The organism is Nocardioides pyridinolyticus (assembly GCF_054653575.1).
In genome coordinates this window covers 1-16340 of sequence record NZ_BAAIFY010000043.1, presented here as the reverse complement: position 1 = coordinate 16340, position 16340 = coordinate 1, and the positions used below count along the sequence as shown (strand labels likewise).

Sequence of the window (16340 nt, the reverse complement as noted above, 5' to 3'; positions counted from 1 at the left end):
CAGGGTGGCCGGCGTGCTGGTCGGGGCTTCCGTCGGTGCCATCAGCGTTGGCATGTCCACCGCGTTGGGCCTCAAAGGTTTGGTGATTCTGATTGTCGCTGGATCCCGCAGCATTCCTGGTGCGGCGATCATCGGGATCCTGCTCGGCGTGCTCGAGGTCCTCACGATCGATGTGTTGGGTGCCAGCTATCGAGACGCGATCGCCTTCGTGGTGCTCTTCGCCGCGCTCGTCATTAGGCCGAGTGGTGTCTTCGGCTCTCCCTCGGAGGTGCGCTGATGTCCGGATACAGCAGTGAGATCATGACGGCCGTCGCCATCAACGCCATCCTTGGCATGGGTCTATACGTCACTTGGGCGAGCGGTCAACTCTCGGCCGCCCACGCCTCGTTGGCGGCGCTGGCCGGCTATACGTCGGGCTACCTCGGGGCCACCTACGGTTGGCCATTCGCCGTCACGGCGCTCTGCGGGATCGTAGCCGCGGGACTCGTGGGGGCCTTGGTCGCCCTGCCGACCCTCCGCTTGAAATCGCTCTATCTAGCGATCGCGACCCTCGCTTTCTCCGAGACGATGGTGGTGGTCGTGACGAACATCGAGACGCTCGGCGGGGCGGTCGGATTCGCCGGAGTGCCCCTGGTCACGACGCCGGAGATGGCTGTCGTCGCCGCGATTGTGGTTCTCGTCGTGATTGCGCTGATGGAGCGGTCGCCGCTGATGCTCGCGATGCGAGCAGTGAAGAATGACGAGGAGGCAGCCGCCGCCAGCGGAATCAACGTTCCAGTAGTGCGGGTCGTATCCTTCGGGCTCGGTTCGATGATCGCTGGGATCTCCGGCGTTCTCTACGCACACAACATTGGTGTTGTCGGCCCAGTCGATTTCGGGTTCCATCGGACCGTCGAGTCGCTGATCTACCTCTTCGTAGGCGGCTCCACCGTCGTCCTCGGGCCTGTGGTGGGTGCAGCGATCTTCACCGTCATGCCGGAGTTTCTGCGATTCGTCGAGGAGTACAGGTTGATGCTCTTCGGCGCGCTGATGGTCATTGTCGTCATCCTGCGTCCGGAGGGCATCGTGAGCCGTTCGGCAGTAGGCAAGGTGACAGGGCTGGTTGCGCGAGTGGCGAGCCGCTCGCCGCGAAGCTCACGCTCCGGCGACTCGACGCCACGTCTAAGAGCACCGGACTCGCGCCATGAGACATACGCGAAAGAAGGGAAGATGCAGCGGTGAGCACTTCGGATAGGCCGACCACGATCGTCACAGGAGTGATTGGGGTCGATGCCCACGTGACCGGCAACTGGGTCATCAACCACGCTTTGAGGGACGCCGGCTTCAACGTGATTGGGCTCGGCGTATGCATTCCCCAGGAAGAGTTCGTTGACGCGGCGGTGGAATCCGCCGCGGACGCGATCTGGGTGACCTCCATGTACGGGCACGCTCTCCTCGACGCAGAGGGGCTCAGGGAACGCTGTCAAGAGGCCGGCATCGGCGACATTCTTCTCTATATCGGCGGCATGCTCGTCGTGGGCAAGCACGACTGGGCGGAGGTCAAGACGCAGTTCGAAGAACTCGGCTTCAACCGCGCCTACCCTCCGAACACTCTGCCGGACGTGGCGATCAGCGACGTTCAACTTGACCTGCAGGAGCGCATGCGCGCTTCGGCCGAAGCCTAAGCACGGATTCTGGAGACACTGATCATGGCAGCCAAGACCTTCTTCCAGCCTGACGTCCGGAACGTGCGCTGGAGCGACGATGAGTTCGCTGAGCGCCGTTCCGCCGTACTGGAGCGTTGGGAGACCGGACGCGAGGTCGCATCGCTCGACGAGTGTGTCGCTGCGATGAGGGCTCAACCCTCCTCGAGGAACTTTCCGCGACGGCTGAGGGAGGCGCGGGGGGAGAACATCCCGCTTTTCCAGGTCGGGATCGGCCACACGACGATGGCGGAACAGGTCGAGCACATGACGACGGCTGAGCGCGAGGGCGTCGACCTCATCCTGGTGTTGACCGACACCTACACCCGCAAGTCCGTCTACGACAAGGCTGAGGTCGCTATCGAGCGCGCTTTGAAGGCACCGGGCACCAAGACGCTGAACGGCTTCCCCGTCGTCAACTACGGCACTAAGTCGAAAGAGGTGTTCGGGTCGGTCGACATTCCGGTCCACATCACCGGCAACGTGGACGAGGAGGCGATGCTCAGCTCGGAGATCGGGTACGCGAGCGGCGCCAGTTGCGACTTCTCGCATAGTCTGCATGACCTCGTGCAGCACAGCCGCGACTACTCGTTCGCGAAGCGCCTCCAGACCAATCAGTACATCAGCAGGCTCGCGGGGCACTACACAGAGAATGGCGTCCCAATTGAGATGTTGACTCTGTCCAACTATCAAGGCCTGATTCCGCCCGGCCTGGGTATCGCGGTCGCAGTTCTATCCCTGCTGACTTCGGCTGAGCAAGGAGTGAAGTACTTTTCGTTGCACCGCTGCGTCGAAGGCAGCCTCGTTCAGGATGTAGCCGCGTTTGCGGCGTACCGCCGGGTGGCAGCCCACTACATTGAGCGATTCGGCTACGACGTCGACTGCGTCACTCACGCTTGGCCTTGGATGGGGGGCTGGCCCGCTGACGAGCATGAAGCGAGTGGGCTGATCTCGTGGTGCGCCTCGATTTCGTTGCTCGCCGGAGTGGATTGGATCTACTTGAAGTCGATCCACGAAGGCAGTGGCATTCCAAGCACCGAGGCGAACGTTGCCAGCATCCGTATCGCGCGCGAGCTCCGACGGATCGTGCCGACGCAGGCGGTGCTTACGAGCCCGGAGATCCAGCACGAAGCCGAGATGATCTATCGAGAGGCCGTAGCGCTGATCGACACAGCGCTCGAGATGGGGGACGGTGACGCCTGTGTGGGACAGATGCGTGCGGTCGAGCGGGGAGCGTTGGATATCCCGATCTCGGCATGGAACGGCGTGAAGGACAACGTCGTGGCCGTCCGCGACTCGCACGGGGCTGTCCGCTACCTGAACCCGGGCAGGCTGCCGCTCCCCCGGGAGGTGCTTGACCATCACAAGGCGCGCGTCGATGAGCGCAAGAGTGACTCAGGGCTCCGCGACGACATCGCGATGGTCGTCCACGACATTCGTCGATACATGACCGATTAGTCGCTCCGAGGAGAACCTTAATCGCATGTCCGAGATGGCACTTCTTGTCGATATCGGGAGCACCTTCAGTAAAGGGGTACTCGTCGACCTCGGAGCCGGAGAGCTTGTGGCGACCGCGCGAGTACCCAGCACGGTAGCCACCGACGTCCGAGAGGGACTGCGAGAGCTTCGTTCGGAGTTGCTCGGCACGCGGGAGCCCGATCTGGCGTTGGCATCGAGCTCCGCCGCGGGCGGGCTTCAGATCGTCGCGAGCGGACTCGTGCCCTCCCTGACGGTAACCGCCGCGCGACAGGCGGCACTAGGCGCCGGTGCAAAGGTCACCCGTACGTTCTCATACAAGCTCACGCGATCGGATCTCGAAGAGCTAGCGGTTCGGCGCCCCGACATCTTGCTTCTCAGCGGCGGCACAGACGGGGGAGACGAAGAGGTCGTTCTGGCTAACGCACGAGCCATAGCAGCAAATCTCGAGCCCTTCGGGACGGTGATCTATGCCGGCAACCGTAACGCGGCCGAGGAGGTTCACGAGCGGTTGGCCTCGGCTGGCTGGGCGGTCGAGGTCGTAGCGAACGTTCTCCCCGAGGTGAGGCGCGTCGACACTAATGAGGTTGGCGAATGCATTCGACGGATCTTCCTGCAGAACATCATCCAGGCCAAGGGGATCCAAGCTGCAGCGGAGCTGGTGGGCGGCGTCATCATGCCAACTCCGTCGGCAGTCATGGCTGCCGCCTCGGTCATCACTCGTGCGGGATCCGGGGAGGAGTCGTTGTTTGAGAGCGTACTGGTCGTCGACGTGGGTGGTGCGACCACGGACGTCGTGTCGGTTAGCGAGGAGACGCCCGATCGGAACGTTGTGCGAACGGGGCTGGCCGAGCCGATCATCAAGCGCACCGTCGAGGGCGATCTGGGAATGCGCCACAATGCCGACACTGTCGTCGACCTGGTTGGACGCGAGGAGGTCCTTCGGCGGGTCGACGGATTGGGCGAGCAGCAGTTGGATCGACTCCTGGAGGACTTCACGGCTACACCGGAGCTGCTGACCTCGGAGGAGACAGCCTCTGCTGTCGATCGGCTGATCGCAAGCGCTGCCATTTCCGAGGCGAGTCGACGACACGCTGGTCGAGTCGAGCAGATCTTTGTCCCAGGTTCCGATGAGGTACAGCGAGTGCGAGGCAAGGACTTGCGCGAAGTTGACGCGATCGTAGGGACAGGTGGGCCGCTAACGTCGAGCTCGGACGCCCTAGGGCTCTTGAGAAGCGCTTGCTTCGATGCTGCCGATCCCTCGAGCTTGCGTCCTTGGCATCCGAGTCTGCACATCGATCGGCGATACGTGCTCTTCGCGGTCGGACTACTCGGCGCGGACTATCCAGAGCAGGCTAGAGCGCTCGCGACAGAGTCGTTGGCGCGCGTTGACCTGGCAGGGGCGTCGTCGTGATGCGCCCTCCGCGCAAGTGGCCCCGGCCTTCCGAGGCCGAGGTGGAGTGCCAGCGCCGCCGCGGGTTCTGGCGGGCAGACCGCACCGTTTTGGACGACATCGTGGCGGTATGTCGCGAGCGGCCCGACCAGGTCGCGGTTCACGCCTCGCTGCACGATCAGGATCGAGTCATTGACCTGACCTATGGTGCACTCGACCGCTGCTCTGATGCGTTAGCGGATGCGCTGGCGGGCGCCGGAGTAGGCCCCGGTCACGTCGTATCCGTGCAGATGCCCAACTGGTGGCAGATGCCGGTCGTCTACCTGGCAGCCCTGAAGATCGGTGCTGTGATTCACCCGATCCCACCGATTCACGACGCGCGAGAGGTGTCGCGTGCCCTGCAGATCGCAGAGAGCGCGGTGCTGGTGGTTGCAAAGCGGTTAGGAGACCGGGATCTGCGACCCCGGGTCGACGACGCTCTTGCGATGCTTTCTTCCCCGCCGGTCCTGTTGTGGGTTGACCCCGCTCTGAAGCCCGAGGAATCCGTGTGGGAGGTCGCCTCGGAAGCGCCAAGCCAAGGGGATCGGCGATCGCGCCAGGTCGGGTCGATGGACCCTGACTCCGCTGCTCAACTCATGTTCACCTCAGGATCGACCGGCTCTCCGAAGGGGGTCGTCCACACTCACAACACGCTGTGGGCAGCCGTGACCGGGGTGCCCAACCGGCTTGGTCTCGACCGAAGCGATCGCATCCTTGTCCCATCGACGATGGGACATCAAACGGGGTTCCTCTACGGCCTCAGCATGCCGCTGATCTGGGGAGTCACTGCGGTCTACCAGGACGTCTGGAACGCCGCGAGATTCGTCGACCTTGTGAACGCATACGGGGTCAGCGTGGTGTCTGGGTCTGCGACCTTCGTGATGGACGCCTGCGAAGAAGTGGAGAGATCCGGAGCAGATCTGCCTAGCCTTCGAGTCTTTCGATCGGGTGGCGCCCCCGTGCCGCGCTCGCTGGTCTCGCGCTGTCGGGACGTGCTTGGGGCACGATTGTTGACCTCATGGGGAATGACGGAAAATGGCGTGTGCACGATGAGCAGCCTGAACGACGATGCTGAGGCGGTTTCGCAGTCAGACGGCGGCCCCATGGAAGGCGTCGAACTGCGAGTGGTCGATCCGGACGGGGAGCGGCTACCTGCGGGTATCGAGGGCAGCTTGGAACTGCGTTCCCCGTCGATGTGCCTTGGATACCTCACTGCCGAAGGGACATTCGAGCCGGCCGCGGGTCGGGACGGGTGGTTCGGGACAGGCGACCGCGGTTACCTGAGCGAGACAGGAAATCTCCGCATCACCGGCCGCGACAAAGACCTGATCATCCGAGGCGGGGAGAACATCCCGGTCGCTGATGTCGAGAACACGCTTTACCTCCACCCCGATGTGCGGGCAGTCGCCGTAGTTGCAGTACCCGACGCTCGGCTTGGAGAGCGGGCGTGCGCGCTCATCGTCACCAAGACAGGAACCAACCTGACGGTGCAGGACGTTCGAGACCACCTGCGAACGCAGCACATGGCACGCCAATTCTGGCCAGAGTATGTGGTCAACATGCCGTCCCTTCCGATGACGCCGGCAGGAAAGATTCAAAAGCATCTACTTAGAGACTTGATCGCGAATGAGGAGGTGCTCAAGCGTGGCGCGCTCTAGGCGAACGGACGCCCTTGCCGGGATCCGAGTGATCGAGTTCGCCAACTATCTCCCCGGACCGCTCTGCGCTAAGCACCTTGCAGACCTAGGCGCCGATGTCACGAAGATCGAGCCTCCGGGGGGAGACCCCTATCGCGAGTTCGGGCCACGCGACCCAACGGGACGACCGATCGCGTTCGAGGCGATCAACGCGGGCAAGGAGCTCGTCCGAATCGACGCAAAGACTCCCGAGGGGGCGAAGGCAATGCGGGAGCTAACAGCCGGCGCCGACGTCTTCATCGACGGCTTCAGGCCAGGAGTGGCCGCTCGGCTCGGACTATCATTCGAGGAGCTGGCCGCGCGATCGCACGGTCTCATCTACTGCTCGATCACCGGATTCGGCCAATGGGGCAGCCGGCGCGACCAAACTGGCCACGACGCCACATATGCGGCGGTCGCGGGCGTTCTCGATGCGACTCGCGCGACTCCCGACTCTGATCCGGTGCGACCAGGCCTGCACGCCGGGGATCACCTGGCCGCCTCCATGGCTGCACTCTCGATTGTGGCGGAGCTAGCGCGGCCGGAGCGTCGCGCTCGCGAGCTTGATGTGAGCATCACCGACGTCCTGTTAGCGGCCCAACTCCAGCAGCTCGCCGAGCTCGCGGACTCCAGCCGGCGCCCTGGAGAGTCGAGTTCGCCTGAGAACGGCCTGTATAGGTGCTCAGATGGACGCTTCATAGCGCTGGCAGCAGTCGAGCCGCACTATTGGCGTACCCTCTGCGAACTCTTGGGCCTCGGGGACATGGCCACCGATCGGAGTCTCGGCACGATCGCGGGCCGGCGCCGCCGTCGAGCCGAGGTCCAGCCGCGCCTTGCTGCGGCGCTTAGCGTCAAGCCGCGCGACGAGTGGGTACGCGAACTGAGCGCGCATGGAGTGCCATGCGCCGCGGTTGCCTCGCTGGCTGACACGGTGCTCGACGGGCACTTCGCGGAGCGAGCCCTCGTACGGCGCGCAAGCGGACAACTGGAAGTTGACTTCCCAGTAGTGTTCAGCGACTAGCACTCTGAAAGCCGAAGGCGCTTGCGTCTGGGAGCAGGCGTCACGACGGTCAGGCCTATAATTATGATCATGCGACAGGACAGCAAGATGACCCCGCGGAGCGAGGCTGGGTCGTCGCTCGCTTCAAGGGTTCCGAAGGCATCGGACGTATTGGCGGACATGCTGAGGGGAGAGATCCTGGCCGGCGGCTTGGCGCCCGGAGATCCGTTCCTCTCCGAGGCGGACATCATCGAGCGATACGAGTTCAGCCGCGGCACAGTCCGCGAGTCGATGCGGCTGCTCGAGACCGAGGGACTCATCGTAGTGAAGCGCGGCCCCTCCGGCGGCGTGCGCGTGTCGGCACCCCAGATCTCCACGGTCAGTCGCTCGCTAGGCATCTACCTGACGACGAGCGAAGCGACCCTCCGTGATCTCTTCGCGTTCCGCAAGCTGGTGGAGCCGGCCGCGGCGGCGGCCGCTGCCGAGCACGCAACATCAGAGCAGCGGGCGGCGCTTCTCAGCGCGACTGAGTTCGGCTACGACGCCCACGCATCGCGGGTCGACTCTTCGGTCAGCTTCCATGACCTGGTCGCCGACGCCTCAGGGAATCACGTGCTCTCTGCGGTGCTCGCCTCGATGCACCACGTGCTGGAGTGGCAATCATCTGCTGAACAGCTTAGCGAGGTCGACATGGACGCCACGGGCCGCGCACATCGACGCATTGCGCAGGCGATCGCTGGCGGCAGGGTCGAAGACGCATCGGCCGCGATGCTCACTCACCTCGAGGAGTTCGAGTCGGTCGTTGGCCAGCAGAACAGGCTGAACTCGCCCATCGTCCCCAGGAGCAGGTGGAACCGCAGCAGGTAACAGGTTCCTGTCGTCGTGCCGTCGGTCTGAAGGTGAAGTGAGCAAGGCCCACCCTCCAGGGCGGCGGCGTTCTAGGGAGCGGTCAGGAGGTCCGCGACCTCGCTCGGCCGTGAGAGGAATGGCGAGTGGCTGCTCTCCGACCAGCTCAATCGCCTCGACTCCCAGGCGATCTGCGGCAACCTCCCGAGACCACTCCTGACCGAGCGATTGATCCTCGGTGCCCATGATGGACATCGAAGGAACGTCTGGCCACGCACTCAGCGGGCAAGGCCCTCGAAGGGGCGTACCGCCTGCGCCCGCAGCCGACGCCACGCTGACCGGGCTACTTCTTCGGGCAGATCGAGGTAGTAGGCATCGAGCGCTTCGGACCACGGACGCGGCGGGCGAATACCCAGTTCGTTGAAATCCACTGCGCCCTTCGAGGTGATCACCCCTTCGCCGTGATGAGCCAAGTAGTCATTGTATGACTCGCCCGGCTTCGGCACCAAAGCGCAAAGGAAGACGAGCTTGGTGACTGGGCGTCGGGCAGCTACCACCGGAATGGTGAGACCCCCAGTGAGTGGCCCACGATGACGACGTCCGCTTCGACGCCTGCCAGCGCTTCTACGACAACATCAGCGTACTCGGAGGTGCCGGCCGTCGGATCTCCGATCGGCAGGTCCGGTGCTACGGGTCGGTGACCGCGAGCCTCCAGCTCTGGTATGAGCCGCTCCCAGCACCATCCGCCGTGCCCACCTCCGTGAACAGAGCAAATGTCATCTGTCCACTACTCCTTCGCCTCCCGAGCAAGACGGCCTGGCTGATGATGAACAAGGTATCTGCAGAACGCGACAACAGTAACAAAGATCATAATGATCTTCGTCTCTTGCGGCCGGGGACTGTTTGGATCTGCTGTCATTCGTGGTAGGCGGCGTGTGCCGTCCTCCCCGACGCTGCGCCATCGGTTAGGGGGTCTTTCCGGTCGTTGGCGTGCGAACGAGGTGGTGGGCTCCTTGCCATCAGGCGTATTGTGATGATTATGATGAATGCGTGGATCTGACGAATGCTTCAGCGGTAGTCACGGGGGGTGCTTCGGGGCTGGGCCTAGCCACCGCGGAGCGCCTAGTGGCGCGAGGCGTAAACACGGTCCTCGTGGACCTGCCGACATCGGATGGCGAGAAGTTGAGCCGGGAGCTCGGACCATACGCCTCATTCGCAGCGGCCGATGTCACCGACGTCGTGGCCTTCGACGCAGCGCTCGACAGCGCTGAGCAGCGGGCACCCCTGCGGGTTCTCGTGCACTGCGCAGGCAAGGGCGGGACTGTCAGAGTCGTCGAGCGTGACGGATCCCCGGGGTCGCTCGAGCATTACGAGGCGCTCGTTCGACTCAACCTCATCGGGACGTTCAACGCGCTCCGGTTGAGCGCCGCGCGCATGGCAGCGCATGAGCCTGTTGGCGAGGAGCGCGGAGTATGCGTCTTGACGGCGTCTGTGGCCGCCTTTGAAGGCCAGATCGGTCAGATTCCCTACGCATCGGCAAAGGCGGGCGTTGTAGGGATGACGATCGTGGCCGCTCGGGACTTAGCCCGCCGACTAGTCCGAGTCTGCACGATTGCGCCCGGCATCTTCGATACCCCGATCCTGTCCCGATTCAGCGACGAGGTGAGAGACGGTCTCGCCGCCTCGATCCCACATCCTGCTCGCCTCGGTCGGCCCGGCGAGTATGGCGATCTCGCCCTCCATATCATCGACAACCCAATGCTCAACGGCGAGACCATCCGGTTAGACGGCGCGATCAGGATGCCCGCGAAGTGACTAAGCCGTCCGGCGAGGCAGTCCTTACCGAGCGCAAGGACGGTGTCCTAGTGATCACTCTGAATCGCCCCGACCGGCGTAACGCGGTCAACTTGCCGGTCGCTCAGGGCATCGCTGACGCTCTCGATGAGCTCGACGCGGACCGGGCGCTTCAGGTCGGAGTGCTCACAGGGGCCGGGGGGACGTTCTGCGCCGGGATGGACCTAGTAGCCTTCCTCGGGGGCGAGCGACCACGGACCCCAGGGCGGGGATTCGCCGGGATTGTCGAGCGCCCCTCGGCTAAGCCGCTGATCGCGGCCGTTGAGGGTCATGCGGTGGCCGGCGGATTCGAGATCGCTCTGGCGTGCGATTTGATCGTCGCATCTGGAACGGCGATCTTCGGACTGCCAGAAGTGAAACGCGGCCTGATTGCAGGCGGAGGAGGGCTTCTTCGTTTGAGCGACCGCGTCTCCTATTCGACTGCGATGGAGTGGGCGCTGACCGGCGAGTTTGTCGACGCGGCGACGGCTCATGCAGCTGGGCTGCTTAACCGGCTTTCCGTGCCCGGCGAGGCGCTCGAGGATGCGCTCGGCCTGGCGCAACAGATCGCGTCTAACGCTCCATTGGCGATCGAAGCCACTAAGCGAGTGATCTCCGCAGCCGCCCATCTTCCCTTGGAGGAGGGGTTCGCGGCGCAGCGCAACGTCGTGGAGAGGGTTCGAGCGTCTGCCGACGCTAAGGAAGGGGCTGCAGCCTTTCGGGAGAGGCGAGCGCCTCGTTGGACGGCGAGCTGAGGAAGCGGGCCGTCCTCGCGTCGTCGCCGAAACTTCTTCGTCGCCCCGGTTGTGCGGACTGCGCGCGCACCGTGCAGACTTGAAGGTGGGCGGAAGGTGGGCGGAACTGGTCCTCAAAAAGCGTCAGTCGTCGTCAAACCCGTAAGGTGGGCACCCAGTGTTTGCGCAGGTCGGCCCCTAGGATCGTCGAACTGTGTCGAGCGGCTGAAGACGCTGGAGTGCACTACGGCCGTAACCCAGCGCTTCCAGGCCCGAGTCTTCGAAGCTGGGCGGCCAGCCCGCGCTTCTCCTCGAGTCGCGTCGCAGTACGCGCAGGCCCGATAGTTCGGCTGGGCGCGTACCCCCTGGTTGCCCCCGCAGTGCATCCGTGCGTTTTCAGCCGTTGCACGACCTCGATGCGAGGCGTGCGTGAGAAGGCAAAGTCCGGCGCGGGCCATTCGCAATGAGAAGGTCAGGGGTTCGAATCCCCTCAGCTCCACCAAACCCGTTGGTCAGAGGCCTGCACGGATCCTGAATTCAGGAGCAGGCAGTGGCAAGTCAGCGGAAACTCAGAATTTTGCGACCTGGCCGATGGCGAGGCGCACGGTGACCGGGGTGGGGGAGCGGCGAAGGCTGGCCGGCCGGGCATCCTCCCAGCTATACGGCGAGGATGACCACTCTCCTCCGCGCGGATCCGCGAGCCGCATCCGTTGAACCTGCCACCGCCATCGTCCGGCCGGACACGCTGACCGACCAGGATGCCGACCGGATCGCCGCGGCGATCGACGCCGCCCGTACCGAGTCCACCCGCCGGGTCTATGCCTACACCTGGGGCCAGTGGGCCCGCTGGTGTGCCGCCCGTGAGCTCAGTCCGCTACCTGGCGACCCGGCCGCTGTCCACCGCCGACATCCGCCAAGTCCTCCAGGGCATCGACCGAACCACCCCGGTCGGGATCCGTGACGCCGCACTGATCCTGCTCGGCTACGCCTCCGCAATGCGGCGCTCCGAGCTGGTCGCCCTCACCCTGCTCGACGTCGAGGAGAAGCCGGACGGGTTGCTGGTCACCGTCCGCCGGTCGAAGACCGACCAGGAAGGACACGGCCAGATCGTCGCCGTCGCCCGCGGCAATCGCCCGGAGACCGACCCGGTCGCCGCCCTGGCCGCGTGGCGCAGCCTTCGCGGGCACGAGCCGGGTCCGCTGTTCACCCGTCTCTATCGCAGCAGGATCAGCCTCCGGCCGCTCTCGGGGGATGCGATTGCCCGGATGCTCCGCAGCCGCGCCCACGACGCGGGCCTGGACGCCACCCGGATCACCGCCCACTCCCTGCGCGCCGGCCACGCCGCCACCGCCGCGCTGGGCGGAGTCCCGCTCGCACGGATCGCCGCGCAGACCCGGCATCGTGACTTCTCCGTCCTGGTCAACCGCTACATCCGCCCCCTCGAAGCGCTGGCTACCACCTCGAGCCGAGACCTCGGACTATGACCGTGCCTCTGAGGACGACAGCCCAGCCGCATCCTCCAGCAACCTTGGCCGGTTCTCGTACTCGTACTTGTTCTTCCTCGTCTTCATCGAATCATCAGTCCGGGGGGCATGAAGGCGGCCGTCGTGCTGGTTGTCGTGATGTCATCCCGTTGATCCCACGCCTGCAGCCGCTGTCTGGGGGGTCACCCCGGCCGCGGCCCGAGCGCCGGGGCATGAGGGTTTATTGATTCCGCAAGGTCACATCTATGGAATCTGTAAAACTAGCGCTATGGTTCTTGGGCAGTTCAACCTATCGGCTTGGAGACGGGAGCTTCGGCGATGGCGGTAGGCGTGTATCGCAAGCGGGTCGTGGACGGCGAGCTCGCTGAACGGCTGAGCGCCATCGGCGCCGTCCTTATCGAGGGACCGAAGGCGTGCGGCAAGACCGAGTCAGCAATTCAGAAGGCAACCACGACCCACCGACTCGACGTCGACTCGGCGGCCCGCAACGCAGCCAGCGTTGCCCCCGACCTCCTCCTCGACAATCCCACCCCAGTGCTGCTCGACGAATGGCAGGTCGTCCCCACCTTGTGGGACCAGGTCCGCCGGGCCGTCGACGACCGGGCACCCGCGAAGGGGCTATACATCCTGACCGGGTCGGCTACCCCCAGAGACGACGTCAACCGGCACTCCGGCGCTGGCCGTATCGCGATCATTCAGATGCGGCCCATGTCCCTGGTGGAGTCGGGTTACTCCACCGGGCAGGCATCCCTGAAAGGGCTCCTGGCCGGCGACAAGGTCACCGCCCAGGATTCCGGCCTGACCGTTCCTGACATCATCGACCGGATCTGCATCGGCGGCTGGCCGGCCCTGCTCGACGCCGACACCCAGGACGCCGGCAGGTGGCTGCACGACTACCTCAACCAGATCGTCCTAGTCGACATCCAAGCACTCGGCGCACGGCGACGCGATCCGGAGAACATCCGCCGGCTGCTCAACTCATTGGCTCGTAACGTCGGCACCGCCGTGAAGGTCACCGCACTGGCCAAGGACGTCGGCGGCGCGGACGGCCCAGTTGCACGGGCCACCGTCGACGGCTACCTTGACTCGCTGACCCGGCTCCGGCTGATCGAGAACTCGCCGGCTTGGGCGCCACACATGCGCTCGGCCACTCCGCTGCAGTCGTCGCCCACACGCTACTTCGTCGACCCATCCCTCGCGGTCACAGCACTCGGCCAAGGGCCCACCCAGCTACTTGCAGACCTCAACGCCACCGGCTACTTCTTCGAGAACCTCGTGGTGCGCGATGTCCGCATCTACGCACAGAAGCTCGGCGGGCAGGTCCACCACTGGCGCGACCAGAACCAGAACGAAGTGGACGTCGTCGTCACCTTGCCAGACGGCCGATGGGGCGCGTTCGAGGTGAAGATGAACCCCACGGACGCGGATAAGGCGGCGGCCGCCCTGCTGTCGTTCGCTGAGAAGGTCGACCGCGGCAAGGTCGGTGCGCCGGCGACGCTGGGCGTCATCACGTCCACCGGGTTCGCCTACCGCCGACCTGACGGCGTCACCGTGCTCCCCATCGGAACCCTTGGCCCCTGAGGCACCATCCGATCAGCGCTACCCAGCACAGGTAGTCACCGGGCCCGTTCCACGTCACGACGCGGCTGGCGCCGACGCAAACCAGCCTCCATTTGCGGCCGCATCGGACCGGATCGGGCCCTGGACGTGAGGCCTGGATGGCCCGGCGAGTGACCGTTCAGTTCTTCCTGGGGTCGGGGAAGCCCAGACTTACGTAGCCAGGTGCACGTTTGGAGAGGGCAGCGGCGAGTACGGGCATCTCGACATCGTGGTAGTCGTGGACCTCCGCCGTCTGTTTGCCGGGGTAGACGCGGAGCACGCGGCCGGCGTACTGAACGAGCCGTCCTTTGAAGGAGACCGGCCCGGCGAGGAACAGGGTGTCGAGTGCCGGGCAATCGAAGCCCTCGCCGACGAAATGACCGGTGGCTACGACCACAATCGGTGGACCGTCGGCATCGGGGACGAGGCGCTCGTTGGCGGCCGCACGGGCGCGGGCGCCCATCCCGCCTTTGAGGATCACCGGCGCCAGGCCGCGTTCTTCCAGTCTGCCCGCAAGTAGGTTGACGTGCGCGGTTCGCTGGGCGAGGACGAGGCAGTGGCGCCCGCGCTCGTGTGCGTCGAGAACGTCGGCGAGGATCTGATCGTTGCGAGCATCATCTTCCGCGAGCGCACGATGGATGGCTGCGATAGTGCCGGGAATGGACAGATCGACCGGTTCGTCGATGCGGAAGCGGGTGGGATGGACCGCCAGAACCGGACGTGGCAGGTCCGTGTTCGCGCCTTCTAGCGTGTCGGGGTCGGCATGTTCGAACGTGTGCCGCGAGGGACCGAGCTGGAATCCGATGAGATCATCGAGCCCGTCGCGTCGGTAGGGAGTGGCGGTGAGTCCGAGCCAGTAACGGGCGGGGATGGTGCGCACCGCCGATTCGAAGGCCGCCGCGGGCACGTGATGACACTCATCGACCACCACGAGGCCATAACCGGCGAGCAACTCGGCAACGTCATCGCGCCGCGCGAGTGTCTGGAGCGTGGCGACATCGACAACGCCGGTGAGCTTGGACCGTCCGCCACCGAGTTGGCCCGGCTTGACTCCGAGCAGGTCGCGGACCTGTCGGCGCCATTGATCGGCGAGCGTCTTGCGGTCGACCAAGACGAGCGTGGACACGCCGCGGCGGGCGATGACCGCGCATGCCATCACCGTCTTGCCCGTGCCAGGTGGCGCCACCAGCAGGCCGACATCATGGCGAAGGACCTCGTCCACCGCGGGCTGTTGGCGTGGTTGGAGATCGAGGGCGAAGCTGAACTCCTGGGCACTGCCAACGCTTCGCCGGTCGTCGGCCTCGATCTTGCTGCCGGCTGCCTCGATGAGGTTGGTCGCCGTTCCCAAGAGGCCCCGCGGCAGAAGCAGATGATCATCGAGGGTCTCGTCGTAGGAACAGATGATCCGCGGGACATTCCATGTCGACTGGCGCCGCCGTTGCCGATCGTAGAAGTCGGGATTGTACGTCGAGGCTGCATGCTTCAGCGTTGCGTACAGCGCCGGGCTCAACTCCGCGCCCGGAATCCTGACGCCGCCGTCCAGCGTCAGATGCACGACTGGCGCGGGCTTGGGCTGGGTCCGCGTCGACTTCGCAGGGCGCGCGTGCTTGACCCGCGACCCCACTGCTGGCTCCCGCAACTCGCCGGCGAGTTTGGTCACCTGCCTCGGCGTCAGGCGTTCGAGCGTCGACAGGTAGTCCCATTGGTCCTCATATGGTTCGAGCGTGCCGGGATCGAGGAACACGGTCGTGCCGAGCCGGCGGGACTTACCGTGCAGGGGCGCCGCGATCAGGTTGCCCGGGCCACGACCCAGCAGAAGGTCCTGCGAGGGGAAGAGGCGGTCGTAGCAGCGCAGATCCATGCGACCACGGATCGCGATCGCCTCACGCACGAGCCCGGTGCCCACCTGACGCGCTGTGCCGGCAGGCACGGGGTCGGTGAAGAAGATCCACACGTGTGCGCCGACCCCGGAGCGGGAGATCTCCACCGCGCCGGGTGCCCCGACTGCTCGTGCAGCCTTGAGGTAGGCAAGAGCGTCCAGCATGGCGGCCGGCCCGTCGAAGTCCGCAGCCAGCCAGCACGTTTGGTCTCCGGGCAGCATCGGATACAGGCCGATGTGGATGTCTCCGGTCAGGTGCGCGGTCAGGACCTCGGGCGTCAGCGGAAGATGACGATGGTCGGCGGACTTGCTGCCCTTGCGCCAGCCGCCCTCGACCGCCGGCATCCAGCCTGACCTTCCCGAACGGGCGTTCTCCCACCGAATGGCGTACACGTCTGAGCGCGCGCCGAAAAGCGCCGCATAGAACTGCACCTTCGCCTGCGGGTGCGAACTCGCGTCCACCGACCCCGGCGACTTGTCGAACCACGCGGCCTGCGTGCCGATAGCCGGCGCCGCCTCGGCACTGGTCAACTTCAACAGCCGGCGCAGACGCGCGTTCTCCCGTCGCAGACTCTCGAGTTCGCCGTTGACCTCGGGCACGACTCCCATACTGTCGAATCCAGCGACCACCTGCGCACGGTGGTTGGCTACGACCGCGAGCTACGGAGCCCATGCTGCTGACGCCGGGACCCCAATCTG

At 65.1% G+C, this 16340-nt stretch carries 15 protein-coding genes; 12 read left to right on the top strand and 3 right to left on the bottom strand.

Annotated elements, in window-relative coordinates; translation table 11 throughout:
* The 8 genes from ACYQ0U_RS21830 to ACYQ0U_RS21795 all read left to right on the top strand — a co-directional run.
* Nucleotides 1-277, top strand: a 277-nt coding sequence (locus tag ACYQ0U_RS21830; RefSeq protein ID WP_459975996.1) for an ABC transporter permease subunit, incomplete at its 5' end; no start/stop codon positions are given.
* Nucleotides 277-1221 (top strand): branched-chain amino acid ABC transporter permease, encoded by a 945-nt coding sequence (locus tag ACYQ0U_RS21825; RefSeq protein ID WP_459975995.1) that lies wholly within the window; start codon nt 277-279, stop codon nt 1219-1221. The genes ACYQ0U_RS21830 and ACYQ0U_RS21825, both read left to right, overlap by 1 nt.
* Entirely contained in the window at nt 1218-1664 is a 447-nt protein-coding gene (gene glmS, locus ACYQ0U_RS21820; protein ID WP_459975994.1) for a methylaspartate mutase subunit S, read from the top strand. The genes ACYQ0U_RS21825 and glmS overlap by 4 nt, the downstream gene beginning before the upstream one ends.
* Nucleotides 1665-1688: 24 nt before the next feature.
* The gene (locus ACYQ0U_RS21815) at nt 1689-3140 is read left to right on the top strand and encodes a hypothetical protein (RefSeq protein ID WP_459975993.1); all 1452 of its coding nucleotides are present in this window, start codon (nt 1689-1691) and stop codon (nt 3138-3140) included.
* A gap of 25 nt (nt 3141-3165) precedes the next feature.
* Entirely contained in the window at nt 3166-4572 is a 1407-nt protein-coding gene (locus ACYQ0U_RS21810) for a glutamate mutase L (protein WP_459975992.1), read from the top strand.
* On the top strand, nt 4572-6248 hold the full coding sequence (locus ACYQ0U_RS21805; protein WP_459975998.1) for an AMP-binding protein: 1677 nt from the start codon (nt 4572-4574) through the stop codon (nt 6246-6248). The genes ACYQ0U_RS21810 and ACYQ0U_RS21805 overlap by 1 nt, the downstream gene beginning before the upstream one ends.
* Nucleotides 6235-7287, top strand: coding sequence for a CaiB/BaiF CoA transferase family protein (locus ACYQ0U_RS21800; RefSeq protein ID WP_459975991.1), 1053 nt, complete (start codon nt 6235-6237; stop codon nt 7285-7287). The genes ACYQ0U_RS21805 and ACYQ0U_RS21800 overlap by 14 nt, the downstream gene beginning before the upstream one ends.
* Nucleotides 7288-7356: 69 nt before the next feature.
* Nucleotides 7357-8133: a FadR/GntR family transcriptional regulator gene (locus ACYQ0U_RS21795; protein ID WP_459975990.1), complete on the top strand. Its 777-nt coding sequence runs from the start codon at nt 7357-7359 to the stop codon at nt 8131-8133.
* A 257-nt stretch (nt 8134-8390) separates the two neighbouring features.
* On the opposite strand, the gene ACYQ0U_RS21790 is transcribed toward ACYQ0U_RS21795, so the two are convergent.
* Both ACYQ0U_RS21790 and ACYQ0U_RS21785 read right to left on the bottom strand, forming a co-directional pair.
* Nucleotides 8391-8585, bottom strand: a complete 195-nt coding sequence (locus tag ACYQ0U_RS21790; RefSeq protein ID WP_459975989.1) for a hypothetical protein — start codon at nt 8583-8585, stop codon at nt 8391-8393.
* Between the two features lie 77 nt (nt 8586-8662).
* Nucleotides 8663-8887, bottom strand: a complete 225-nt coding sequence (locus ACYQ0U_RS21785; protein ID WP_459975997.1) for an alpha/beta fold hydrolase — start codon at nt 8885-8887, stop codon at nt 8663-8665.
* A gap of 275 nt (nt 8888-9162) precedes the next feature.
* On the opposite strand from ACYQ0U_RS21785, the gene ACYQ0U_RS21780 reads away from it, so the two are divergent.
* From ACYQ0U_RS21780 to ACYQ0U_RS21765, 4 genes are all read left to right on the top strand, one after another.
* Nucleotides 9163-9927 carry an SDR family NAD(P)-dependent oxidoreductase gene (locus ACYQ0U_RS21780; protein ID WP_459975988.1) on the top strand — a complete coding sequence of 255 codons (765 nt, stop codon included), beginning with the start codon at nt 9163-9165 and terminating at the stop codon, nt 9925-9927.
* Nucleotides 9924-10700, top strand: a complete 777-nt coding sequence (locus tag ACYQ0U_RS21775; RefSeq protein ID WP_459975987.1) for a crotonase/enoyl-CoA hydratase family protein — start codon at nt 9924-9926, stop codon at nt 10698-10700. Before ACYQ0U_RS21780 ends, ACYQ0U_RS21775 begins: the two co-directional genes overlap by 4 nt.
* A gap of 839 nt (nt 10701-11539) precedes the next feature.
* A complete protein-coding gene (locus ACYQ0U_RS21770; protein WP_459975986.1) occupies nt 11540-12163 on the top strand; it encodes a tyrosine-type recombinase/integrase in 624 nt (207 codons plus the stop codon).
* A 330-nt stretch (nt 12164-12493) separates the two neighbouring features.
* On the top strand, nt 12494-13744 hold the full coding sequence (locus ACYQ0U_RS21765) for an ATP-binding protein (protein ID WP_459975985.1): 1251 nt from the start codon (nt 12494-12496) through the stop codon (nt 13742-13744).
* Nucleotides 13745-13901: 157 nt separating this feature from the next.
* Here the strand turns inward: ACYQ0U_RS21765 and ACYQ0U_RS21760 are convergent, their stop codons facing one another.
* Entirely contained in the window at nt 13902-16241 is a 2340-nt protein-coding gene (locus ACYQ0U_RS21760) for a TOTE conflict system archaeo-eukaryotic primase domain-containing protein (protein ID WP_459975984.1), read from the bottom strand.
* Between the last annotated feature and the right edge of the window lie 99 nt (nt 16242-16340).

Bases quoted from the DNA above. Each gene is read 5' to 3' on its own strand.
- ACYQ0U_RS21815 (WP_459975993.1), top strand. From the start codon at position 1,689: ATGGCAGCCAAGACCTTCTTCCAGCCTGACGTCCGGAACGTGCGCTGG.
- ACYQ0U_RS21825 (WP_459975995.1), top strand. From the start codon at position 277: ATGTCCGGATACAGCAGTGAGATCATGACGGCCGTCGCCATCAACGCC.
- ACYQ0U_RS21810 (WP_459975992.1), top strand. From the start codon at position 3,166: ATGTCCGAGATGGCACTTCTTGTCGATATCGGGAGCACCTTCAGTAAA.
- ACYQ0U_RS21805 (WP_459975998.1), top strand. From the start codon at position 4,572: ATGCGCCCTCCGCGCAAGTGGCCCCGGCCTTCCGAGGCCGAGGTGGAG.
- ACYQ0U_RS21795 (WP_459975990.1), top strand. From the start codon at position 7,357: ATGCGACAGGACAGCAAGATGACCCCGCGGAGCGAGGCTGGGTCGTCG.